Origin of the sequence: Desulfovibrio sp., from assembly GCF_018379785.1 — a bacterium.
Lineage (GTDB): Bacteria > Desulfobacterota > Desulfovibrionia > Desulfovibrionales > Desulfovibrionaceae > Desulfovibrio.
Genome location: NZ_JAGZUV010000031.1, coordinates 37,428 through 59,833, shown reverse-complemented (window position 1 = coordinate 59,833; position 22,406 = coordinate 37,428). Strand labels below are relative to the sequence as shown.

Sequence of the window (22,406 nt, the reverse complement as noted above, 5' to 3'; positions counted from 1 at the left end):
AATTGCCCACTGCTCATCCGTTAATCTTTGGTATTTGCTCATGAAACTCGATTACACGATTTTCATGACTTTTTCTAGAATTATGAAATGACTTCTAGTGAGCTGTGCTTACGCCGCCTGCGGCGGCGCGCAACCCCTTGCGGGTTTGCGACATGTGTCGCTTGACGCGACACTAGTACCACGTAACACTTAAAACTTCGTTTTACGTATTAAGATCGCTGCGCCGAAAAACGTGATTTTCGGCTTGCTCACGGCGGCGTTGCCGCCGCGCCGAGCCCGCACCCGGCGGCTGGTACCGTATAACGCTTAAACTTTACACGGCACTAAGCTCATCCGGCGGCCACCTCGGCCAACACATCGGCCACCCGCGCGGCGGCGTCTGGCCGGGCCGCATCCAGCGCCGCGCGGGACATGCGCGCGCGGCCTTCGCTGTCGGCCAGCATTTGCGGCAGCACGCGCTCCAGATCCCTGGCCCGCAACTCCCCTTCCGGCACCAGCAGGGCCGCACCCGCCTTTTCCAGCACCTGGGCGTTGCTGGTCTGATGGTCGTGGACGGCATGGGGAAAAGGCACCAGCACAGCGGGCAGACCGGCGGCGCAGAGTTCGGCCACGGTGCTGGCTCCGGAACGGCACAACGCCAGATCCGCCCAGGCATAGGCCTCGGCCATGTCGTCAATAAAAGCCGTCACGCAGGCCGGATCATACCCGGCCTGGGCATAGGCCGCGCGCGTGGCGTCCTCGTCTTTGAGGCCGCTCTGGTGGCGAATTTCCACTCCGGTCTCCCGCAGCGCGGGCAGAATTTCCGGCAAAAAGGCATTCAGGGCGCGCGCGCCCTGGGAGCCGCCCATGACCAGCAGCCGCCGCGTCCGCAGCTCTCGGGGCCGACGCCCCAACTCGCTCACGGCCCGGCGCACCGGATTGCCGGTGAGCACGCTTTTCTCCGGCGCAAAGCCCCTGGTGCCGGGCAGGGACAGGCAGACCACCTTTGCCAGGCGGGCCAGCGTCCGGTTGCTGGTTCCGGCCACGGCATTCTGCTCGTGCAGAATGCCGGGCACGCCCTGAAGACGCGCCGCCAGCATGGGCGCAAAGGCCGCGTAACCGCCGAAACCGGCCACGGCCTGCGGCCTGAAACGGCGCACAATGCCCAGAGCCTTGCAGACCGCCAGAGTCATGCGCGCGCCCGCGCCCACGGCCCGCAGGCCACGGCCCAGGAAGCCGCGCACCGGCAGCCCGGCAAAGGGAACTCCGGCCTGGGCGGCCAGACGCTGCTCCGGCCCATAGAGCGAACCCACGAACAGCAGGTCCGCGCGCGGATTCCGCCGCCGGATTTCCTCGGCCACGGCCAGGGCCGGAAAGATATGGCCGCCGGTACCCCCGGTGGTCAGGAGGATTTTGTCCACGAGTCGGCCGTCCTTGAAAAGTTCATGAGCAGGCCCACGCAGAGCATGGTAGCCAGCAGGTTACTGCCGCCGTAACTCATCAGCGGCATGGGCACGCCCTTGGGCGGGGCCACGCCCATGACCACGGCCAGATTCATCACCGCGCCCATGACCAGGATGGTGGTGATGCCGAAGGCCGTGAAGCGGTCACGCAGATTGTGCTGGCCCATGATGATCTTGTAGCAGCGCCAGAACAGCAGGGCAAAAAGGATCATGACCACAGTCACGCCCACAAAACCCATTTCCTCGGCCAGCACGGCCATGATGAAGTCGTTGTGCGCTTCGGGCAGGTAGAACATCTTCTGTTTGCTGGCCCCCACGCCCACGCCGAAAAAGCTGCCCGAGCCGATGGCCAGCAGGGACTGCACCAACTGGTAGCCCGTATTGTGGGCGTCCTGGAAGGGATCCAGAAAAGCCAGCAGGCGGCGCAGCCGGTAGGGAGAGGCGATGGCCAGGGCCATGGCTCCGGCGCAGGCCAGGGCCAGAGAGAAAAAGAGGTAGATGAAGCGCGTGCCCCCGGCCACGCACATGAAAAAGAGAATCCCGGCCAGGACCACGGCGCTGCCGAAATCCGGCTGCAGGAGAAGCAGAAAACAGAACAGGCCGGTCACCGCGAAAGGCGGAATGACCCCCCGGCTGAAGGTTTTGATCAGCTCCTGTTTGGAGCTCATGAAATAGGCCAGGTAGAGCGCCAGGGCGATTTTCACGAACTCCATGGGCTGCACGGAAACGGGACCCAGCGGAATCCAGCGTTTGGCGCCGTTGATGGCCGGGGCAAAGGGCGACAGGGTGATCAGCAACAGCAGCAGCGAGAAAAACAGGGCCGGATACTGCAATTTGTACAGCCATTCGCGCGGCAGCAGGGCCGCGCCCCAAAGGGCCACGCCGCCGCCCGCGGCAAAGAGCAGCTGGCGCTTGAAAAAGTAGTATTTGTCGCCGTTGACCTGCTCGGCCACAATGCCGCTGGCCGAGAGCACCATGACCAGACCGATGGCCAGAATGGTCAGCATGATGGTGAACAGCCACCAGTCAAAGGGGGAACCGGGACCCTTTTCCGTAGCCCTGGCAAAGGCGCTGCGGGTTTTGCTCTTCTTGGTTTCGGTAAAACTGTTTTTCATGCCAGCTTGCTCACAATGCGTTTGAAATCGTCGCCACGAGCCATGTAATTGTCGTAAAGGTCAAAACTGGAAGTGGCCGGAGCCAGCAGCACCACGTCGCCCTCTTGGGCGGACGCGGCCAGGGCGCGCACGGCGTCTTCCAGAACCGGATGCCAGCTTATGGGCGCAAGGCCCTGCCAGGCTGTTTCAAAGTGTTCGCGGCTCGCGCCGAACAGGGCCACTTCCCTGACCCGCTCCCTGATCAGGCCGCCCAGGGCCGCCAGATCGCCGCCCTTGAACTTGCCGCCGCAGAGCAGCCGCAACGGCCGGTCAAAAGCCTGCAACGCCACCTTGAGGGACGAAACCGTGGTGCACTTGGAATCGTTGACATAGAGCACGCCGCAATGCTCGCGCACCAGCTCCAGACGGTGCGGCAGAGGCTTGAAGCGGGCCACCGCGCGGGCGGCATTGGCTTCGCTGACGCCGAAAAAGCGGCAGGCCTGCCAGGCCGCCTCCTCATTGAATTTATTGTGCGCGCCCGGCAAGCCGCTTTGCGGAAAACGCTCGCTCTCGCGCACCCAGACCCGGCGGGCTCTGAGATTAAACCCCTGCGCCAGATCCCGCAGATCCGCGCCCAGTACGGCCAGGTCGCCCTCATCCTGGCAACGGAACAGACGGAATTTGGCTTCCGTGTATTCGGCCATGTCCTTGTGATAATCCAGGTGATTGGGCGTAATGTTCAGGAGTACGCCCGCGCGCGGGCAGAAGGTGGAGCAGGCCTGGAGCTGGAAGCTAGAAATCTCCAGCACCAGCACGTCGGCCTTGCGGCCGGAGAGCACGTATTCCGAGAGGGGGGTGCCGATATTGCCGCCCAGAAAAACCGTATAGCCCTGCGCCTGGAGCATGGCGGCGGCCAGGGAAGCGGTGGTGGTCTTGCCGCTGGTGCCGGTGACGGCCAGCACGGGCTCGTCGTCCAGATAGCGCCAGGCCAGTTCCATTTCCGCCAGCACTTCCGGAGCTCCCGGCCGCGTGACGTCGCCCAGGTATCGGGCCAGCTTCGCCACGGGCATGCCGGGGCTGGGCACCACAAAGGCCGCGTGTTCGAACTGTTCCGGGCTGTGCTCGCCCAGCTGCACGTCCACGCCCAGCTTGCGCAGGGCAGCGGCCTGCTCCGTCGAAAGCGCGTCGGCGTTGCGGTCCAGCAGGCGCACGCGCGCGCCCTCCCGGCTCAGAAGCCGCGCCGCGGCCAGGCCGGAACGTCCGGCCCCCACAACCACCGCCAATTCACCGATCTGAATGCGTCTGCCGCGCGTCTTTTCCAGAGCCATGACTTTTTCCTCGCCGTACTACCGCAGTTTCAGAACCGACAATGCCACCAGGCCCAGCAAAATGGACGTGATCCAGAAGCGGATGATGATCTTGGATTCCGGCACGCCCTTGAGTTCAAAATGATGGTGCAGCGGGGCCATGCGAAAAATGCGTTTGCCGCCCGTCCAGCGGAAATAGCCCACCTGCAGAATCACGGAAAGGGTTTCGGCCACGAACATGCCGCCCACCACGGCCAGGACCAGTTCCTGCTTGCAGAGCAGTGCCAGGTAGCCCAGCACGCCGCCGATGGAAAGCGAGCCCACGTCGCCCATGAAGACCTGGGCCGGATAGGCGTTGAACCACAGAAAGCCCAGACCCGCGCCCACCAGGGCCGCGCAGAAGACCGTCACCTCGCCCACGCCGGGCATGTAGGGCACCAGCAGATAGCCGGAGAAACGCGCGTTGCCCGTGATGTAGATGAAAATGGAAAAAACCAGGCAGGCCACGATGGAGGGGCCGATGGCCAGGCCGTCCAGGCCGTCGGTGAGGTTCACGGCATTGGAGGCCGCCACCATCACGAAGATGCCGAAAGGCACATAAAACCAGCCCAGGTCCGGCGTCCATTCCTTGAAAAAGGGAATGATCAGCTTGCTGCTGTAGGAAGGATTGTCGGCCAGCAGCCACATGGCCACAAAAGCCACCAGAATCTGGCCGCCGAATTTGGCCTTGGCGGAAATGCCCTTGTTCTTGTGGTGGCGCAGCTTGGAAAGGTCGTCCCAGAGGCCCACGAGGCCAAAGCCCGCGAAAACGAAAAAGGTCTGCCAGATATAGGGATTGGTCAGGTCGGCCCAAAGCAGCAGGCTGACGCCCAGCGTGAAAAGCATGAGCAGGCCGCCCATGGTCGGCGTACCGGCCTTGGCCGCATGCGCCGCCACATCCTCATGAATGTACTGACCGCATTTCAGACGGCGCAGCCAGGCGATGAAGCGCGGCCCGATGAGGATGGAAAGCAGCAGAGCCGTGATCAGGGCCGCCATGGAACGGAAGGTGATGTAACGGAAGACGTTGAACAGCGTCCATTCCGAAGCGAGAGGGGCCAGAAAATTATAAAACATGCCCGCTCTCCCCTGTCTTGCGTCCTCGCGCTTCCGTTGCCGCCATGGTTGTCATCCCTTCCCTAAATGCCGTCAGCAAAGTCTCCAGCCGGTTGAAATGCGATCCCTTGAAAAACAGCAGGCCGCCACGCTTTCCGTCCAGCTTGCGCTCCGCAAGCTCCCACCAGGCCGCCATAAAACTCTCGGGCCCGTCCACCGGCAGCCAGGGGCCGCCATAGCCCCCGCGCGTAAGCCCGGCGCGCACCTCGTCCGCGTGCCCGCCCTTCCAGAATACGGCCGCCGGTCCGAGATCGGCCAGCAGGCGGCCCAGTTCTTCGTGCATGGCTTCGGCCACCGCGCCCAGCTCGCCCATTTCGCCCAGCACGGGCACAAAGGCCCGGCCGCGGGCCTGCCCAGCCGCGGTCTCCAACATGCGCCGCATGGACAGGGGATTGGCGTTGTAGGTATCGTCAATGATCTCCCACATGCCCAGACGCTCGCGGTTGAAGCGCTGGGGCGGCAACTGGGCCCTGCCGAGGCCCTCGGCTATTTCCGCCGGGCTCAGACCCAGCAGATGCGCGGCCGCCGCCACGGCAATGCTGTTTTCCGCGCCGTAGGCACCCTGAAAAGGGCTGACCGCGTCGCAACGCACGCCGTCCAGCCAGAGCCGGTACAGACCGCGAGTCGCGTCCTCCCCGCTCGCCTCGGGCGCGGGACCGGCATAGTCCGCGCGGTATTCGACCTGATGCGCTCCAGCGCTGAAAAAACGCAGTTTCGCGCCCGTGGCCCCGGCCTCGCGCACCAGATCCGGATAGTCGGCGCTGACCAGACCCAGGCCGCCCCGAGCCAGATGAGCCAGCAGGCGCGCCTTGTGCCAGGCCACGCCCCTGTCGCCCAGACCTTCGGTGTGACCGGGGCCCACATTGAGGATCAGACCCAGATCCGGACGGATCACCGGGGCCAGTTCGTCCATGTCGCCCGCATGGCTGATGCCCGCCTCAATGACCCAGAAATCTTCATCCCCGTCCGTATTCAGCACGGTGCAGGGCATGCCGATCTGATTGTTGTGGTTCAGGGCGTTGCGCGCGGTTTTGCCGCGCACGGCCAGCACCTGGGCCAGGGCTTCCTTGAGCGAGGTTTTGCCCGCCGTGCCCGTGACGCCCACCACCTTGGCCCTGGTTTTGCCGCGCCAGAGCGCCGCCAGACTGCCCAGAGCCCTGACTGTATCTTCCACCAGCAGCACGGGCGCAGCCACATCCGGCAAAGGCCGCGAGGCCAGCACCGCCGCCGCGCCCCGTTCCACGGCCCTGGCCGCGAAATCATGACCGTCCACCCGCTCGCCCGGCACACAGACAAAGAGCGCGCCGGGCCGGGCCTCACGGCTGTCTGTGACCACGCACGTCGCCATTGTCTCTCCGCTCCGGTCATCGGAGGGAGACATCAGGCCCAAATGTGCCGCCATTTCCTTAGTGCTCAGGCGCAATGCAGCAACTCCCGCACCACTTCCTGATCGCTGTAGTGATGCTTGACACCCTGGATGATCTGGTAATCCTCATGGCCCTTGCCGGCGATCAGCAGGGCATCGTCCTTGCCCAGCATGTCCAGGGCCTTGGCCGTGGCCGCGTGGCGGTCCACCTCCACCAGCACTTCGCGCGCCTCCTTGAGGCCCGGCAGCACGTCCCGCAGAATGGCCTCCGGCTCCTCGAAACGCGGATTGTCCGAGGTCAGCACAGCCACGTCCGCGTAGCGCGCCACAGCCTCGCCCATGAGCGGGCGCTTGGTTCTGTCGCGGTTGCCGCCGCAGCCGAAGACCGTGACAATCCGCTTGAAGCCCGCGCCGCGCAGGGCCTTGAGCACATTGACCAGGGCGTCCGGAGTGTGGGCGTAATCCACAAAAACGTTCAGGCCTTGGGAATTTTCCACCCGCTCCAGTCTGCCGCAGACGCCGGTAAAGCTCTCCAGGGCCTTGAACTGCGCGGGGTCCAGACCCGTTTCCAGAGCCAGGGCCTGCACGGTCAGCAGGTTGGAGGCGTTGAACGCGCCCACCAGAGGCGAGCGCAGTTCCCAGGTCCGGCCTTCCAGATGCATGCGCAGACGGCAGCCTTCGGTCCCGGCGGACAGCAGTTCGCCCCAGAGGTGCCGCCGCCTGGGCGGGCCCTGTTGCAGGCCGAAGGACAGAGCCCGCGGGCAGAGCTCCAGCAGGCGGCGGCCCCAGGGGTCGTCGGCGTTGACGGCCATGACCTTTTCCGCCCTGGGCAGCTCCAGAAACAACCTGGCCTTGGTCTTGAAATAGCTTTCCATGTCCTTGTGGAAATCAAGATGATCCTGGGTCAGATTGGTAAAGGCCGCGCCCGCGAAGGGCACGCCGCAGACCCGCTGCTGGTCGATGGCGTGGGAGGAGACTTCCATCACGGCCACGTCCACGCCCGCCGCCTCCATTTGGGCCAGCATGGAATGCACGCGCAGGGGGTCCGGCGTGGTCAGGGGCGCGGTTTCGCTGTGGCCTGGCCAGCGGTAGCTCACCGTGCCCAGAACGCCCACCTTGTGTCCGGCGTCCGTGAACAGGCGTTCCAGCAGATAGGTGCTGGTGGTCTTACCGTTGGTGCCGGTGACGCCCAGAATCTTGACGCGCGACGCATCCGTGCGCCAGCGGGCCTCGGCCAGCCGCCAAAGGGCCTCGCGCGGATCTTCATGATAGACCACGCGGCAGCCCTCGGCCTGGGCGGATGCCTGAAGCGCGGCATCCTCCGGCCCGCCGGGACGGCAGACCACCACGGCGGCCCCGGCCTCCACGGCGGCGGGAATGAAACGCGCTCCGTCCTCATTGACGCCGGGCACGGCCACAAAAATGTCGCCCTGTCCCACGGCGCGCGAATCCGAACGCACTTCCACGCCGCCGCGGCGGCATGTCTCCAGAAGAGCCGCAAAATCCCGCTGCATGCTTACCTCGCTATCCTTGCCAGAGACGACAGCTTCATCTTTCCGACAGCCAAAGAATATAGTTCACGTTTTGTCCGTCCTCGGGCCAGGCCGTTCCGGCGGCCGGGCTCTGGCGCACCACCCGGCTGCCCGACCCCTTGAGTTCGGGCACTACACCCGCGCGGGCGAACAGCTCCACCGCGTTGCGCACGGATTTGCCCATGACGTCCGGCACCCGGCTGGCGGCCTTGGCCAGATGGCCGGGCAGTTGCATGACCAGGGCGCGCTGCGGCGCATCGGCGGTCCTGGCCAGATAGGGCACCTCCAGACCGGCCAGTTTCAGCCCGCGCTGACGGCGGACCGGACCGGCATCCTTTGTGCCGGAGGCTTCCGCCAGTTTGGTTTCGGAAAGAATGCCGGTATAGGTCAGGGCCCGGCCCGCTATTTCCTTGAACACGGGCGCGGCCACCACGCCGCCGAACTGATTGCGCGCGGGCTCGTCCACCATGACCAGGATCAGGTAGCGGGGCCTGTCGGCGGGCAGAAAGCCCACAAAAGAGGCCAGGCGCTTGCTGCCGTAAGTGCCCGAGCGGTGGTCGGCCTTCTGGGCCGTGCCGGTCTTGCCCGCCACTTCCACGCCCTCAATGCGCGCGCGTTTGCCCGTGCCGTCTTTCTCTTCAACCACGTCGCGCATCATGTCCATGACTTCGCGCACGGTCTTTTCGCTGAACACGCGCTCATGCCGCTCATCCACATTGCCTTCTTCCTTGATCAGGCGCAGGGGCTTGTAAACGCCTCCGTTCAACAGGGTCAGATAACCCTGGGCCATTTGCAGGCCCGTGACGGAAATACTCTGGCCGAAGGCCGTGGACATCAGGTCCACTTCGCTCCAGTCGCGGGGGATGCGCAGAATGCCCCGGCTTTCGGACACCGGCACGCTGGTGCGCTCGCCGAAGCCCAGGGCGTGCAGATATTTGTGGAACATGGGCGCGCCCAGGCTGAGGCCGATCTTGGCCATGCCGATGTTGGAGGAATAGCGCAATACCTTGCTGGCCGGCAGCATGCCCTGATTGGACGTATCACGGATGGTGAAGTTTTTGCTGACCCACTTGCCGCGTTCGCAGTCGATGAGCGTATTGGGCGTGACCTTGCGCTCCTGCAGGGCCGCGGCCATCACAAAAGGCTTGAAGGTGGAGCCGGGCTCCAGGGCATCGGCGGCCAGACGGTTGCGGTAGACCAGCGGCGAGGATTCCCGGTAGGAGTTGGGATTGAAGAAGGGATACTGGGCCCAGGCCAGAATGTCGCCCGTGGGCACGTCCACCACCAGCGCTCCGCTCCAGCGGGCGTCGTAGTCGCGGGCCGCGCGGGCCACGGCTTCCTCGGCGATGAACTGCATCTGCACGTCAAGGGTCAGGGTCAGGTCCTGGCCGCGCGGCTCGGTCTGGCCCTCCTCATGCAGGTAAAAACGGCGGCCCATGGCGTCGCGCTGCACGATCTGGCGGGTGGGAATGCAGCCCAGGCGGGCCTCCAGGGAACGCTCGATGCCTTCCAGGCCCTTGTCGTCCAGGCCCACAAAGCCCAGCAACTGCCCGGCCATATGCTTGAAGGGATAGACCCGGTCGTATTCCTTGGACAGGCCGATGCCAGAGAGATTGACCTTGCGCACGGCCTCGGCGGTATAGTCGTCCACCTTGCGCTTGAGCCAGACGAAACGGCGCTTGGTCTTGGAAAGTTCATCATAGAGCTTCTGGGGCTCCATACCCAGAATGGGCCCCAGCGTATTCGCCATGACCAGGAAATCCTCGACTTCCTGCGGCTTGGCATACACCGAGCGGGCTTCGACGCTGCGGGCCAGCACCTGGCCGTTGCGGTCATAGATCATGCCCCGGCGGCCGGTGACCAGTTCGGAAGCCATGTGCTGGCGGCGAGCCCTGTCGGCCAGACGCGGCCCTTCGACCATCTGCAGATACCAGGCCCGTCCCCAGAGTCCAAACCAGAGCAGGCAGAAAATGCAGACCACCGCATTGATCCGCAGACGCCCCCAGTCCACCTTTTCAATCCAGGCGGCACGGGTGCGCGGGCTTTTCCCGGCACCGGAGTTGCGGTTGACGCGCGGCGCCTTGTCGCGCCGGGGCGTAAAGCTGGGTCGGTTGCGTTTGCGTGACGAGAACTTGAACATGGTTTCCTCAAAGAAGACACAAGGCCTGAGACGGGGCAGTAAACGGTCAGAGATTTACACGTAACGGCTCTGGAGCATTTGACGCTTGAAATGCCCGTTCACGGAGGGCAAAGCCCGCCTACTCGCATTTCATGGCAAGGATTTGTCTGCAAGTCCTTGCAAAGCGGTTGACGCATTTCATGCGAGAACCGCTCTAATGAATTTCCATGCGCCTCACCTGCCCCGGCCTGGGCTCGCGCATGCCGAATTCCTCGGCCCGGCGGCGCAGTTCATAGGGGGAAAGCAGGCGTTCGCGTTCCACTTCCAGCTTGGCGCGCAGGGCACGGCGTTCACGCATCTCGTTCTGGGCGATATTGATGAAATACGTGGTGTCCATGCGTTCGATATTGCTCCATACCAGCACAAGGCCCATGACCATGCAGGCCAGCAGGCCCAGGGCCAGAGCCAGCAGCCAGCCCCGGCCGCCCCGTTGCTGGTTGAGGGGGGCGTTTTTCTTCAGCATCAAACGGCCGCCTCGGCGATTTTTTCCACGGCGCGCAGCTTGGCGCTGCCGGCGCGCGGGTTGACCGCGAGCTCTTCCGGCCCGGCCTGCAGAGGCTTTTTATGCAGGATGCGCACTTCCGGCTGATGACGGCAGACGCAGACCGGTACGTGCCGGGGGCAGCGGCAGCCCTCGGCCCAGTGGCGCATGGCCTGTTTGACCATACGGTCCTCCAGGGAATGAAAGGTGATGATCGCCAGACGCCCCCCCACGGGCAGCCAGGCCAGAATCTGGTCCAGAAAACGCCGCAGTTCGCCCAACTCGTCATTGACGGCCATGCGCAGGGCCTGAAAAGTGCGGGTGGCCGGATGCCGCCGGGCCTTGGCCCGCCAGGCCGGCGGATAGGCTTTTTCCACCAGGGCGGCCAGCTCCGCCGTGCTGTCGATGGGCGCTTTCTGCCGGGCCTCCACAATGACCCTGGCGATGCGCCCGGCCTGCGGCTCCTCGCCCAGGGTGGCTATGCACTCCTTGAGCCGGGCGAAACTTTCGCGGTTGACCCAGTGCCAGGCCGAGAGCCCGCCGGAATGCTGGTCCATGCGCATATCCAGCGGACCGTCGCCGTAAAAGCTGAAACCGCGTTCGTTTTCATCCAATTGCAGGGAGGATACGCCGATATCCAGCAGCGCGCCGTCCACCTTGTCCCACTGCAATTCCTTCAGAGCTTCGGCGAACCGGCTGTAGCGGCAGTGGAAGAAATGCGCCCGCCCGCCGAACGGGACCAGACGCGCACGGGCCAGGCCCAGAGCCTGCTCGTCGCGGTCCAGACCGCAGAGCTCGCTCTCGGGCGCGGCGGACAGCACGGCGGCGGCATGGCCGCCCATGCCCAGGGTGCCGTCCAGATAGCGGCCGCCCGCGCGCGGAGCCAGGGCTTCCAGCGTTTCGGCGGGAAGCACCGGCACATGACGCGCCGACGCGCGCTCTTCCGTATCCTGCATGACCTGCGCCATAATTCCGCCCTCGCGGCTTACAAAGATATATCCACGCCGCTGGCCGCCAACTCTTCGGACACGTCCTCAAGCTGCAGGGCGTCAAAGCGGTTCTGATCCCAGATTTCAAACTTGTTGAGCATGCCCACCAGCATGACGTCCTTCTGCAGACCGGCTTCACGCATCAGAGACTGCGGAATGCGCACCCTGCCCTGCGGGTCCGGGGCCAGCTCCTGCGCCAGGCCCATGACCTTGGTTTTGAAGTGCGACAGCTTGGGCGAGGGGAAGCGGATACGGCTCAACTGCTCGGTGACGGCCTCCCAGTCGGCGGGCAGATAGGCCACCAGCCGGCCGTAAAAAGAGGTCAGCCAGAAAGTGCCCGGAGTTTCACCATCCGCCGAACCCGCACAGAGCGCCTCGCGGTATTCCGGAGGCAGCATCAGCCGGCCCTTGGGGTCCAGACTGCGGGAGAGGCTTTTGGTGAAGAATTTTTGCACAGTTTACCACTTTTTTACTTGTTTTTCCCACTTTTTCCCACTTATGCCCCAAGGCCTCGGGGGTGTCAAGCAAGCCTGCTTGAAACGTTCGGGACACGTCGCGCCACATTGAAAAAAAGTGCAAAAATCCATACAGGATGCAACGATGGCCATTCCGCCGCGCGCCCTTGACAATACCCTGGAAAACCCGGATGATTTATTACAAAAATGTGCTTTGGGCCTTTTTGCGTCCATTTCAAAAGCCATTGCCGGGACGCCCGGGAAGGAACGCCATGAGAACAAAAATCGTCGCCACCATCGGTCCGGCTTCCAACAGTAAAGAAAAACTCAAAGCGCTGGCCGAGGCCGGCGTCAGCGTGTTCCGGCTCAATTTTTCCCACGGCGGCGCTTCGGACTTCATCAACATCATCAAATATATCCGCGAAGTCGAAAAAGAGCTGGGGCGGCCCATCACCATCATGCAGGATCTTTCCGGTCCCAAGATCCGTCTGGGCGTGGTGCCGGAAAACACCATCCAGGTCAGCAAGGGCATGCGGCTGCTGCTGGGCCCCAGCGCCCGGCGCGTGGACGAACTGCCCTATCTGCCCTTTGACCACGACGTTATTCTGGAAAGCCTGGAACCCGGCGACCGCATGGTTCTGGCCGACGGCGGCCTGCAGTTCATCGTGCGGGAGCGCCGCTCCGACGGGCTGGTGCTGCTGGAGGCCGACAACGCCGGTCTGGTGACCTCGCGCAAGGGCCTGGCCCTGCCCGGCAAGGCCACCAAAGTGCGCGCCCTCACCGGCAAGGACAAAAAAGACCTGGCCGACGGCCTGCAGCTGGGCGTGGACGCCGTGGCCATCTCCTACGTGCAGACCGCCGACGACGTGCGCGAAGCCAAGTCGCTCATCGCGGCCGCCGGACGTCATGTGCCCGTGGTGGTCAAGCTGGAGCGCCAGAGCGCGGTGGACAATCTGGACGAAATCCTTCAGGAGACGGACATTGTTATGGTGGCCCGCGGCGATCTGGGCGTGGAATGCCCCCTGCCCCAGCTCCCCGCCCTGCAAAAACGGATCATCAGCGCCTGCAACAAGGCATCCAAGCCGGTCATCGTGGCCACGCAGATGCTGCTTTCCATGGTCAACAGCCCCGCGCCCACCCGCGCCGAAACCACGGACGTCGCCAATGCCGTGCTGGACGGCGCCGATTGCGTGATGCTTTCCGAGGAAACGGCCATGGGCAACTTCCCGGTGGAAACCGTGCGCTATATGCGCAAGATCACCAATGAGGCCGAAAAGCTGCTGCTGGACAACCGCAAACTGGAGGAGCCGGACGCCGACAAGGGCATCCCCGAGTTTCTGGCCTTTTCAGCCTGCCTGCTGGCCGACAAGGCCCACGCCCAGGCCATTGTCTCGCACAGTCTTTCCGGCGGTTCGGCCCGCCAGGTTTCCGCGCGCAGGCCGCCGCAGCGCATTTACGCCCTGACGCCCGACCCGGTGACCATCAAGGCCCTCAATTTCGTCTGGGGCATCACCCCCGTGTTCGTGGACAAGCCGGAAGTGGAGCCCAGCCATCTGATCCGGGCCGAGGAATTCATCCATAACTGCCCGGACTTCAAGGCCGACGACTGTGCGGTGATCACCGCCGGGCAGCTCAAGGGATCCTCGGCCACGCCGCGCGGCACCAATCTCGTCAAAATCTACTGGAAATAACCATGGCTGAGCAAAGCCGACAGGCCCGCGAGATTCCTCAGAACATCAATGAGGAATACTATCAGATCAGCACCGAGATTCTGGCGAGTTTTCCCAAATACCGCCCGCCGGTGGATCTGTTCAGCTTTCGTGAGGATATCAAGGTGCTGGCCCCCTATTGCAAAAAGGGCGTGCGCCTGAGCAACGAACAGGTGGAGGAAGTGGCCCGGCTTTGCGCCGCGGGCGACCTTTTCGTGTCGCGCTCCGACCATCCCATCTATTCCCGCCACATTGTCAAGCAGCTTGACCTTGTGCTCCAGGACAACAACCTCAAGGAATCCGAAATCGCGGACATCTGCATCCGTGCTCTGGCCATGCGCTATACGGATTTCAGCGACCAGCCGGTCAAGGCGGTGTTTGAGCCGCTGTACCGCGACATTATGGTGGTCACCGAATATCTCTGGCAGGACAGGCACCACGTCAACGCCTTTGTGCGCCGCCTTTTCCGCCGCCACCAGCCCGCCCGTCACGCCATCAATACCATGTCCGTGGGCCTCTGGCTCTGGCTGCAGACCGTTTCGGATTTCCGCCGCAAGGACCTGGACCGCATGGCCCTGGCCCTTCTGCTGCACGACGTGGGCATGAGCAAGGTACCGCCTTTTCTGCTCAACAAACAGGGCCCCCTGAAAGCCGAGGAACGGGAAAAAGTTGTTCTGCATCCCCTGGTGGGCGTGAAGCTGATGCAGAAAATGGACCTGACCTTTGAAGAACTGCTGCGGGCCTGCTTTGAGCATCACGAGCGCATGGACGGTTCCGGCTATCCGCAAAAGCTCAAAGGTCCCCAGATCAGCCGGGTGGGCCGGATCACGGCCATTGCCGACTCTTTCTCGGCCATGATCTGCGAAAAGCCGTATGGCCAGGCCAAAGAACCGCTGGAAGCCGCGAAGGAGCTGGCGGCGGACCAGCAGCATTATGACCCGGAACTGACCAATTCGCTCATGTCGGCCTTTGCCACCGAGGGGTTCGGCCAGTTCGTGGACATGGACAAAAACGCGGACGAGCCCTTATAGAGCATTTCAAAGTTGAAATGCTCTAACGAGGCTGCGAGAGCAGCCTCGTGCTACGATGCCGTAAGCGCAATTTATTTGCGCTGTTGCCTCTCCCGTTAGCGAGTCTTCGAGCTTTACGGACGAGGACAGCATAGCTAAACGGCGGAGTAAGCGTATCTTTAATTTGGGAATGCGCGGCATTTCAAAGCTAATATGCTCTGGAACCGTCACACAGTATATTGCTGCGGCCCGTTCGCCGCAAACGAGCCTGCGGGGCCGACGGACAAAGCAGTGCCGGACAAGAGATCCTGCCGCACGCTGTCGACAGGCGGCAAACTCAAAAACAGAATGCTCCGGGATGCCTGTCTGACGGTGGGCATCCTTATTGACGCAGCCGACGCAACAGTACGGCAATACGCTTCTTTCATGCAGGCCTACCGACTTGAAAGCTATACGAAAATGCTCTCGTCGGCGGCCTTGCCCTTACAGCGGATTCTCAGCAAAAACGTCTGGACTTCCGGACAGGATTTCTATAATAAGCTGCAAACATTCATCTGCCGGAAAATCTGAACCCGCGTATCCGCAACAATGAGAGTCGCTGATGATCGAACCACAAACCTGGGTGGCCGACGCACTGGCCCGCATGAAAAAAGCCTTCGGCCCGCGCCTTGCGTATCTGGGGCTGCAGGGCAGCTATCGCCGGGGAGAGGCCACCGAAACAAGCGACATTGATCTTGTCGTGCTGCTGGACACAGTGGAACCGGCCGATCTTGATATCTCCGGAGCATCGTGCACGCCTTGCCCGAGGGACATAAGGTCTGCGGTTTTTGCAGCGGAACCGAGGAATTTTTCCACTGGCCGCGACATGAGCTTTTGCCTTTCAGCATGGACACGGACGATTATTACGGCAGGCTGAAGGATTTCCTTCCGCCCTTGTCACAGGAGGACGCGCGGGCAGGGGCCAAAATCGGCGCATCCGCTCTCCTACACCTACTCACGCACAGCTATCTCTACGCGGAGCCGGAAGCCAGACCCGCTATCCTGAAAGACGCCTACAAGGCCGCCTTTTTCGTCATGCAGGTCGTGTACTACCTTGCCTCGGGACAATACTGCCGCAGTAAAAAAGAGCTGCTCGCCTGTCTGGACGGCGCGGAAAAGGAAATTCTCCAGGCCGGGCTGGATGTCCCGGCCTGGCTGGCCGCCCATACGGAAACACAGGCTTTTGCCCTGCTTCGCGGCTGGTGCGGCGGAGTTCTGACCGGAAATGAAAGCGTGTGAAATGCCCACACTACCACAAACGGCCACGGAGCAGGGGACATACGTGGTATATATATCCCCGGCCCGAGGCCGTCTGTTGACCCGGCCCAAATGGAGCACCAGCCCGATGGCCTATCCGGGCGTTATGGGCGTGTCAGTCTGGCGGGTGCTTGTCAAACAGCCTCTAGAGAAATAACTCCGGCTCCCGGCGCGCGGTACACCTGCTTTCCAGCATGGCCCGGATTTTCGCCACATTGGGATCATCAAAATATTTGGCCTCCACCGGGCAGAATTTGACACAGGCGCAACAGCGGATGCAGCCCGCCGCCACCTGCCGGGGATCATCCTCGCTGATGACGCCCATGGGGCAGCCCTGAACGCAGATCATGCATTGGGTACAGGCATCCGTGGTCTTGGGCCGGATATCCGTTGCCGGACCGCGCTCCTTGTAGGGCCGGCTGCCCTTGACGGACACGGGCGCGGGATTGCCGGCCGCGATTTTGGCGACGGCGCGCCGGGCGAAATCCGCCAGCACGCGCTTGTCTTCGGCGTCGGGACGGCCCGCGCCCACGCCGGGGGCCAGGGAATGCTCGGCGATAAAGGCTCCGGCCGCCGCCACCGTACAGCCCTGCCGCGTGAGCAGGTCCACTGCTTCCAGCAGGGCATCGTCATAATCCCGGTTGCCGTAGACGGCCGCCACGACCGCCGTCGCGCCGTTGCCGCGCACACGGGCCAAGGGCGCTTCCAGAAGTTGCGGCACGCGCCCCGCATAGACCGGAAAAGCAAAGACCAGCACATCGCCGGGCGCGCAGTCCAGGCTCTCTTCCCGCCCGGGCGGGAAGGTCAGATCCCGGATTTTCTGATGTCCTCCCAATGAAACGGCCAGGCCGTCCGCCAAGGTCCGGGCGATCTCCCGGCTGCTGTGGGTAGGGCTGAAAAAAAGCGTGTGAATGGTCCTGCTCATGCTGCCTCCTGCGGCTGAAGCGGGGATGCGAAAATGGCTGAAACGCCGTCCCGTTCCCGTCCGTAAAACGCAAGCGGGCCGGAAAATCCGGCCCGCTGTTCAGTTTTGTTCAGGCATACGCCGTGCGGCGTTGCCCCGGCAAGTATCCGCAATTACCAGCGGTAGTTTTTATCCTGCTGATGTCCCACAATGCCGCCGGCCAGCGCGCCCACACCGGCGCCGGCCAGCGCGCCCCAACCGGCGGAACCGCCGGCGATGGCGGCAACGCCCGCACCGCCCAGCGCGCCCAGCGCCGCGCCGCTGGCGACGCCCTGCTGGGTGCGGCTCATATTGGTGCAGCCGATGCCGGTGGCGAACATCATGGCCATCAGGCCCACAATCAAAACTTTTTTCATGGCTTTTCTCCTGAAAAAGGCTGACGCGAACGTCAGTTACAGGCGGCTACTTCGCGGCGGCAACGCGCGGCGCGATAAGTTCATTCCAGATAACGCTCAATACGGGCCGGTCAAGACTCTTGGGGTTGGCCGCGTACCATGCGTCCACCATCTTGATGATCTCAGCGCGGTTGACGTCCCTGAAGGCCTTCATCCAGCCCTTTTCAAAGGGCGACAGCGTATACACGGGACGTTTGCCGGCCTTGGCGGCCTTTTCCGTCATCTTGGCGTTGACGAAATATTCCACGGTAATGGCCGACTCCACACCAAACAGAAACGCGGCCTTGTTGGATTCGGTGGTTTTTTCCCAGACAGCGCCGGTGAACTGATCCACCGGATTGCCGGTCATGCCCGCGGCAGCATTGCTTTCCGCCGCCTGCACGCTGACGCAGGCCAGGGCAAGAACCAGAGCCAGCCCAAGGCTCAGAATTGATTTTCTCACGCGAAGCTCCTTTTATGTTGCGATCGTCGGCGGCCTTGGGGCCGCCAGTGCTCTCCGGCTGCCCGCGGCCGCTGGGGGAGCATCCTGCTATCCCATTGTAGATTTCAGTATAGCCTCAACGGCCGGGCCATATCAAGAGATTTCCAGTGCCGGAGGCTCAGGCCCCCACGGCATTGCCGATCATTTCCCGGAAGCGGCTGAAGAGATAATTGCCGTCGCGCGGGCCCGCCGCCGCTTCAGGGTGGTATTGCAGGCTCATGACCGGCAGCGTCTTGTGGCGCAGGCCTTCCAGGGTGTGGTCATTGAGATTGACGTGGGTGGCTTCCACATCGGGCACGCCGTCCAGCACCACATGGAAGCCGTGGTTCTGGGAGGAAATTTCAATGCGGCCGGTGGTCAGATCCTTGACCGGATGGTTGCAGCCGTGGTGCCCGAACTTGAGCTTGTCCGTGGTGCCGCCCAGGGCGTGGCCGATGAGCTGATGCCCCAGGCAGATGCCCGTGACCGGAAATATCTTGATCAGATCCCGCACCACGGCGATTTCGTCGGTCAGCGTGGCCGGGTCGCCGGGGCCGTTGGAGAGAAAGACCGCCCGCGCGCCGCTGGCCTTGGCCGCCTGCGCGCTGAAGATGGGCGGCACGACCAGGGGTTCGAAGCCCGCCTCGCACAGATGCCGCAGAATGTTCCACTTGATGCCGAAATCATAGACCAGCAGGGGCAGGCCCGTTCCCCGCCAGGCATACGCGCCGTCAGGGCCGAATACAGCCTCCTGGGGCGCGTTGTCGTACCAGGCGTAGGGCTTCTGGGCCGCCACAAAGGGCACCAGGTTGCGGCCCTTCATGGTGGGCAGGGCCAGGGCCTTTTCCCGCAGGGCGCGCGGGTCGAGCTCACGGGTGGAGATGACCCCGCGCATGGCCCCGTTGATGCGCAGATGGCGGGTCAGGGCGCGGGTGTCCAGCCCTTCCATGCCCGGCTTCTCATAGCGCTTCAAAAAAGCGGGCAGAGACATGGTGGCCCGCCAGTTGGAGGGCTTTTTGCAGCACTCCTTGACCAGCAAGGCCCCGGCATGCACCGCGGCGGACTCCATATCCTCGCGGGCGATGCCGTAGTTGCCGATGAGCGGATAGGTCATGCAGACCATCTGCCCGTAATAGGAGGGATCGGTGAGCACTTCCTGATAGCCGGTCATGCCCGTGGTAAAAATCACTTCCCCGCCGGTTTCAAAATCGCCGGTAAAGGATTTGCCTTCCAGCGTGAATCCGTCTTCCAGCACCAGCAATGCTTTCATAACTTACCCCCGCGCTTCCCGCGCGTAGTATTCCTGCAGGCTTTCCACATGGGTTTCGTCCCGCCGCGAACCGATGGCCGTGGCCGTGGCCCGGGCCGCCGCGATGGTGGTGCAGTACGGCACCTTGTAGGTCAGGGCCGCGCGCCGGATGGCCTTGGAATCCCTGGCCGTGTGCTTGCCCGAGGCCGTGTTGATCACCAGATCCACCTCATGGTTGATGAGCAGGTCCACGATATTGGGCCGCCCTTCATAGACCTTGCGCACTTCCTCCACCTCAAGGCCGTGCTCGCGCAGCACGTTTGCCGTGCCCTGCGTGGCCAGCAGCTGGAAACCCAGCTTGGCGAACATGGCCGCCACTTCGGGCAGGAAGGGTTTGTCGCGGTCGTTGACCGAGAGGAAGATCTTGCCGCCCTGCGGCAGCACCTGGCCCGCACCCAGCTGGCTTTTGAGAAAAGCCTCGCCGAAGTTGGAGCCCATGCCCATGACTTCGCCGGTGGAGTGCATTTCCGGTCCCAGGATAATGTCCACGCCGGGGAAGCGCTGGAAAGGCATGACCGCCTCTTTCACGCAGGTGAAACCGCCCTTGCGCATGCTCCAGGGGTCCAGTTCGTCCAGGCTTTTGCCCAGCATGACCTGGGTAGCCAGGTACGGCAGGGGCACGCCCGTGGCCTTGGAGACAAAGGGCGCTGTGCGCGAGGCGCGCGGGTTGACTTCCAGAATATAGATGTCGTCGCCCTTGATGGCGAACTGGATGTTCATCAGACCCACGACCCTCAGTTCGCGGGCCAGGGCTTCGGCCTGGGCCGCGATGAGCGCCACGTGGTCGTAGGAGAGCGAGAAGGAAGGCAGCACGCAGGCAGAGTCGCCGGAATGGATGCCCGCTTCCTCGATATGCTCCATGATCCCGGCCACATAGACTTCCCGGCCGTCGGAAAGGGCGTCCACATCCACTTCCACGGCGTGTTCCAGGAATTTGTCGATGAGGATGGGGTGCTCCGGCTTTTCCGGCACCTGCTCGCGGAAGTAGTCGGCCAGTTCGTCGGCGTCATACACCACGGCCATGGCCCGGCCGCCCAGCACGTAGCTGGGCCGCACCACCACGGGATAGGTAATGCGCTCGGCCACTCCCAGGGCTTCATCCAGATCCATGGCCGTGCCGTTGGGCGGCTGCAGAAGCCCCAGCTTCTGGATCAGGGCCTGGAAGCGCTCGCGGTCCTCGGCGCGGTCAATGGCGTCGGGCGAGGTGCCCAGAATGGGCACGCCCGCGCGCATCAGGGGCACGGCCAGATTCAGCGGGGTCTGCCCGCCGAACTGGACAATGACGCCTTCGGGTTTTTCCTTTTCCACGATGTTCATGACGTCCTCGAAGGTCAGGGGCTCGAAGTAGAGCCGGTCCGAGGTGTCATAGTCCGTGGACACGGTTTCCGGATTGGAGTTGGCCATGATGGCCATGATCCCGGCATCGCGCAGGGCGAAGGAGGCATGGCAGCAGCAGTAGTCGAACTCGATGCCCTGGCCGATGCGGTTGGGCCCGCCGCCCAGGATGAGCACCTTGCGGCAGTCCTTGACCGCCAGTTCGTCGCCGGTCTCGTAGGTGGAGTAAAAATAGGGGGTGTAGGCCTCGAATTCCGCGGCGCAGGTGTCCACCAGGTAATAAGTGGGCACGATGCCCATTTCCTTGCGCAGACGGCGGATATCGCCTTCGGGCCGCTTCCACATTTCGGAGAGCTGCCGGTCGGAGAAGCCGTATTCCTTGGCTTCGCGCAGCACCACGGCCAGATCGGGGTTGGCCGGGGTCATGTCGTTGGCCATGCCGAAATCGCGGATACGGGCCTCCATGTCCACGATGTCCTTGACCTGGCGGATAAACCAGGGATCAATGGCCGAAGCCGCGAAGATGTCCTCCTCGCTGATGCCGGCCACCAGGGCCTGGCGCAGGGTGAAGACCCGGCGCGAATTGGGCCGGTGCAGGGCCTCCAGAATGGCCTCGCGCGAGGGCTGGTCGGCGCGGAAATTGTAGCCCAGGCCCGGCGCGCCGATTTCCATGGAGCGCAGGCCTTTTTGCAGGGCTTCCTTGAACGTGCGGCCGATGCTCATGGCCTCGCCCACGCTCTTCATGGAGGTGGTCAGCTCGTCCTTGGCGCCGGGGAATTTCTCAAAGGTGAAGCGCGGAATCTTGACCACGCAGTAGTCGATGGCCGGTTCGAAGCTGGCCACGGTCTCGCGGGTGATGTCGTTGCGCAGTTCGTCCAGGGTGTAGCCCACGGCCAGCTTGGCCGCGATCTTGGCGATGGGGAAGCCCGTGGCCTTGGAGGCCAGGGCCGAGGAACGCGACACGCGCGGGTTCATTTCAATGACCACAATATCGCCGTTTGCCGGATCGACGCCGAACTGCACGTTGCTGCCGCCGGTTTCCACGCCGATCTCGCGCATGATGGCGATGGAGGCGTCGCGGATCTTCTGGTATTCCACGTCGGACAGGGTCTGGACCGGGGCCACGGTAATGGAGTCGCCGGTGTGCACGCCCATGGGGTCGAAGTTCTCGATGGAGCAGATGATCACGCAGTTGTCCTTCTGGTCGCGCATGACCTCCATCTCGATTTCCTTCCAGCCCAGCACGCTCTGCTCGATCATGACCTCCGACGTGGGGCTGGCGGAAAGGCCGCGCGCGGCCACTTCCTCCAGATCCTCCAGATTGTAGGCCACGCCGCCGCCCGTGCCGCCCAGGGTAAAGGCCGGGCGTACAATCAGCGGGAAGGGCAGCACGTTGCCCAGGCGGCGCACGTCGTCCATATTGCGGGCAATGCCGCTGGCGGGCATTTTCAGGCCGATGTTTTCCATGGCCTCGCGGAAGAGCTCGCGGCTTTCGGCCTTTTCAATGACCTCGGCGCGCGCGCCGATGAGTTCCACCCCGCATTCCGACAAAACGCCGCTCTTGGCAAGTCCAAGAGCGGCGTTCAATGCCGTCTGGCCGCCCAGGGTGGGCAGGAGGGCGTCCGGCCGTTCCTTGCGGATGATGGCCGCCAGAGTGTCCTGTTCGATGGGCTCCACGTAGGTGGCGTCGGCCATCTGCGGATCGGTCATGATGGTTGCCGGGTTGGAGTTGACCAGCACCACCTCATAGCCTTCTTCCTTGAGGGCCTTGACGGCCTGGGAGCCGGAGTAGTCGAACTCGCAGCCCTGGCCGATGATGATGGGACCCGCGCCGATAACCAGAATTTTGTGTAAATCCGTACGCTTGGGCATGGGGTATTCCTGCGGATTTTAGGAGAGTCAGAAATAATGACAAAGTGCAGCCGTAC

Annotated in this window: 20 protein-coding genes; 5 read left to right on the top strand and 15 right to left on the bottom strand. The window is 63.3% G+C overall.

Annotation, left to right across the window (positions count from 1 at the left end):
• Positions 1-329 precede the first annotated feature (329 nt).
• From murG to KH208_RS08430, 10 genes are all read right to left on the bottom strand, one after another.
• A complete protein-coding gene (murG, locus tag KH208_RS08475; protein ID WP_291435483.1) occupies positions 330-1,400 on the bottom strand; it encodes an undecaprenyldiphospho-muramoylpentapeptide beta-N-acetylglucosaminyltransferase in 1,071 nt (356 codons plus the stop codon).
• The gene (gene ftsW, locus KH208_RS08470) at positions 1,382-2,557 is read right to left on the bottom strand and encodes a putative lipid II flippase FtsW (protein ID WP_291435481.1); all 1,176 of its coding nucleotides are present in this window, start codon (positions 2,555-2,557) and stop codon (positions 1,382-1,384) included. Before ftsW ends, murG begins: the two co-directional genes overlap by 19 nt.
• Entirely contained in the window at positions 2,554-3,864 is a 1,311-nt protein-coding gene (gene murD, locus KH208_RS08465) for a UDP-N-acetylmuramoyl-L-alanine--D-glutamate ligase (protein ID WP_291435479.1), read from the bottom strand. The genes ftsW and murD overlap by 4 nt, the downstream gene beginning before the upstream one ends.
• Positions 3,865-3,882: 18 nt before the next feature.
• Positions 3,883-4,959 carry a phospho-N-acetylmuramoyl-pentapeptide-transferase gene (mraY, locus tag KH208_RS08460; protein ID WP_008684840.1) on the bottom strand — a complete coding sequence of 359 codons (1,077 nt, stop codon included), beginning with the start codon at positions 4,957-4,959 and terminating at the stop codon, positions 3,883-3,885.
• Complete coding sequence (gene murF, locus KH208_RS08455) at positions 4,949-6,346, bottom strand: UDP-N-acetylmuramoyl-tripeptide--D-alanyl-D-alanine ligase (RefSeq protein ID WP_291435476.1); 1,398 nt, start codon at positions 6,344-6,346, stop codon at positions 4,949-4,951. The genes mraY and murF overlap by 11 nt, the downstream gene beginning before the upstream one ends.
• A 65-nt stretch (positions 6,347-6,411) precedes the next feature.
• Positions 6,412-7,878: a UDP-N-acetylmuramoyl-L-alanyl-D-glutamate--2,6-diaminopimelate ligase gene (locus KH208_RS08450; RefSeq protein ID WP_291435474.1), complete on the bottom strand. Its 1,467-nt coding sequence runs from the start codon at positions 7,876-7,878 to the stop codon at positions 6,412-6,414.
• A 34-nt stretch (positions 7,879-7,912) separates the two neighbouring features.
• A complete protein-coding gene (locus KH208_RS08445; protein ID WP_291435473.1) occupies positions 7,913-10,036 on the bottom strand; it encodes a penicillin-binding protein in 2,124 nt (707 codons plus the stop codon).
• Positions 10,037-10,229: 193 nt separating this feature from the next.
• The gene (locus KH208_RS08440; RefSeq protein ID WP_291435472.1) at positions 10,230-10,538 is read right to left on the bottom strand and encodes a hypothetical protein; all 309 of its coding nucleotides are present in this window, start codon (positions 10,536-10,538) and stop codon (positions 10,230-10,232) included.
• Complete coding sequence (rsmH, locus tag KH208_RS08435; RefSeq protein WP_291435470.1) at positions 10,538-11,524, bottom strand: 16S rRNA (cytosine(1402)-N(4))-methyltransferase RsmH; 987 nt, start codon at positions 11,522-11,524, stop codon at positions 10,538-10,540. Before rsmH ends, KH208_RS08440 begins: the two co-directional genes overlap by 1 nt.
• 17 nt (positions 11,525-11,541) lie before the next feature.
• Positions 11,542-11,943 (bottom strand): division/cell wall cluster transcriptional repressor MraZ, encoded by a 402-nt coding sequence (locus KH208_RS08430; protein WP_367114953.1) that lies wholly within the window; start codon positions 11,941-11,943, stop codon positions 11,542-11,544.
• Between the two features lie 329 nt (positions 11,944-12,272).
• Between KH208_RS08430 and pyk the strand changes: the two genes are divergently transcribed.
• The 5 genes from pyk to KH208_RS08405 all read left to right on the top strand — a co-directional run bounded on the left by pyk (position 12,273) and on the right by KH208_RS08405 (position 15,997).
• Complete coding sequence (pyk, locus tag KH208_RS08425) at positions 12,273-13,691, top strand: pyruvate kinase (protein ID WP_291435467.1); 1,419 nt, start codon at positions 12,273-12,275, stop codon at positions 13,689-13,691.
• Positions 13,692-13,693: 2 nt separating this feature from the next.
• Positions 13,694-14,740 carry an HD domain-containing phosphohydrolase gene (locus KH208_RS08420; protein ID WP_291435465.1) on the top strand — a complete coding sequence of 349 codons (1,047 nt, stop codon included), beginning with the start codon at positions 13,694-13,696 and terminating at the stop codon, positions 14,738-14,740.
• A 192-nt stretch (positions 14,741-14,932) separates the two neighbouring features.
• Positions 14,933-15,289 carry a hypothetical protein gene (locus KH208_RS08415; RefSeq protein ID WP_291435463.1) on the top strand — a complete coding sequence of 119 codons (357 nt, stop codon included), beginning with the start codon at positions 14,933-14,935 and terminating at the stop codon, positions 15,287-15,289.
• Positions 15,290-15,320: 31 nt separating this feature from the next.
• Positions 15,321-15,635: a nucleotidyltransferase domain-containing protein gene (locus tag KH208_RS08410; RefSeq protein WP_291435461.1), complete on the top strand. Its 315-nt coding sequence runs from the start codon at positions 15,321-15,323 to the stop codon at positions 15,633-15,635.
• Entirely contained in the window at positions 15,605-15,997 is a 393-nt protein-coding gene (locus tag KH208_RS08405; protein ID WP_291435459.1) for a hypothetical protein, read from the top strand. Before KH208_RS08410 ends, KH208_RS08405 begins: the two co-directional genes overlap by 31 nt.
• 163 nt (positions 15,998-16,160) lie before the next feature.
• Here the strand turns inward: KH208_RS08405 and KH208_RS08400 are convergent, their stop codons facing one another.
• The 5 genes from KH208_RS08400 to carB all read right to left on the bottom strand — a co-directional run bounded on the left by KH208_RS08400 (position 16,161) and on the right by carB (position 22,350).
• Positions 16,161-16,940, bottom strand: coding sequence for a 4Fe-4S dicluster domain-containing protein (locus KH208_RS08400; protein WP_291435457.1), 780 nt, complete (start codon positions 16,938-16,940; stop codon positions 16,161-16,163).
• A gap of 152 nt (positions 16,941-17,092) precedes the next feature.
• Complete coding sequence (locus KH208_RS08395) at positions 17,093-17,335, bottom strand: glycine zipper domain-containing protein (protein WP_291435455.1); 243 nt, start codon at positions 17,333-17,335, stop codon at positions 17,093-17,095.
• 46 nt (positions 17,336-17,381) lie between these two features.
• A complete protein-coding gene (locus KH208_RS08390; protein WP_291435453.1) occupies positions 17,382-17,816 on the bottom strand; it encodes a hypothetical protein in 435 nt (144 codons plus the stop codon).
• A gap of 157 nt (positions 17,817-17,973) precedes the next feature.
• The gene (carA, locus tag KH208_RS08385; protein WP_291435451.1) at positions 17,974-19,104 is read right to left on the bottom strand and encodes a glutamine-hydrolyzing carbamoyl-phosphate synthase small subunit; all 1,131 of its coding nucleotides are present in this window, start codon (positions 19,102-19,104) and stop codon (positions 17,974-17,976) included.
• Between the two features lie 3 nt (positions 19,105-19,107).
• Positions 19,108-22,350, bottom strand: coding sequence for a carbamoyl-phosphate synthase large subunit (carB, locus tag KH208_RS08380; RefSeq protein WP_291435448.1), 3,243 nt, complete (start codon positions 22,348-22,350; stop codon positions 19,108-19,110).
• Positions 22,351-22,406: the final 56 nt, after the last annotated feature.

Coding starts and splice junctions, on each gene's coding strand:
- KH208_RS08400 (WP_291435457.1), bottom strand. CDS start 16,940: ATGAGCAGGACCATTCACACGCTTTTTTTCAGCCCTACCCACAGCAGC.
- rsmH (WP_291435470.1), bottom strand. CDS start 11,524: ATGGCGCAGGTCATGCAGGATACGGAAGAGCGCGCGTCGGCGCGTCAT.
- KH208_RS08410 (WP_291435461.1), top strand. CDS start 15,321: ATGATCGAACCACAAACCTGGGTGGCCGACGCACTGGCCCGCATGAAA.
- KH208_RS08415 (WP_291435463.1), top strand. CDS start 14,933: ATGCTCTGGAACCGTCACACAGTATATTGCTGCGGCCCGTTCGCCGCA.
- KH208_RS08450 (WP_291435474.1), bottom strand. CDS start 7,878: ATGCAGCGGGATTTTGCGGCTCTTCTGGAGACATGCCGCCGCGGCGGC.
- KH208_RS08420 (WP_291435465.1), top strand. CDS start 13,694: ATGGCTGAGCAAAGCCGACAGGCCCGCGAGATTCCTCAGAACATCAAT.
- carA (WP_291435451.1), bottom strand. CDS start 19,104: ATGAAAGCATTGCTGGTGCTGGAAGACGGATTCACGCTGGAAGGCAAA.
- carB (WP_291435448.1), bottom strand. CDS start 22,350: ATGCCCAAGCGTACGGATTTACACAAAATTCTGGTTATCGGCGCGGGT.
- KH208_RS08440 (WP_291435472.1), bottom strand. CDS start 10,538: ATGCTGAAGAAAAACGCCCCCCTCAACCAGCAACGGGGCGGCCGGGGC.
- KH208_RS08405 (WP_291435459.1), top strand. CDS start 15,605: ATGGACACGGACGATTATTACGGCAGGCTGAAGGATTTCCTTCCGCCC.
- KH208_RS08445 (WP_291435473.1), bottom strand. CDS start 10,036: ATGTTCAAGTTCTCGTCACGCAAACGCAACCGACCCAGCTTTACGCCC.
- murD (WP_291435479.1), bottom strand. CDS start 3,864: ATGGCTCTGGAAAAGACGCGCGGCAGACGCATTCAGATCGGTGAATTG.
- mraY (WP_008684840.1), bottom strand. CDS start 4,959: ATGTTTTATAATTTTCTGGCCCCTCTCGCTTCGGAATGGACGCTGTTC.
- murF (WP_291435476.1), bottom strand. CDS start 6,346: ATGGCGACGTGCGTGGTCACAGACAGCCGTGAGGCCCGGCCCGGCGCG.
- KH208_RS08395 (WP_291435455.1), bottom strand. CDS start 17,335: ATGAAAAAAGTTTTGATTGTGGGCCTGATGGCCATGATGTTCGCCACC.
- ftsW (WP_291435481.1), bottom strand. CDS start 2,557: ATGAAAAACAGTTTTACCGAAACCAAGAAGAGCAAAACCCGCAGCGCC.
- pyk (WP_291435467.1), top strand. CDS start 12,273: ATGAGAACAAAAATCGTCGCCACCATCGGTCCGGCTTCCAACAGTAAA.
- KH208_RS08430 (WP_367114953.1), bottom strand. CDS start 11,943: ATGCTGCCTCCGGAATACCGCGAGGCGCTCTGTGCGGGTTCGGCGGAT.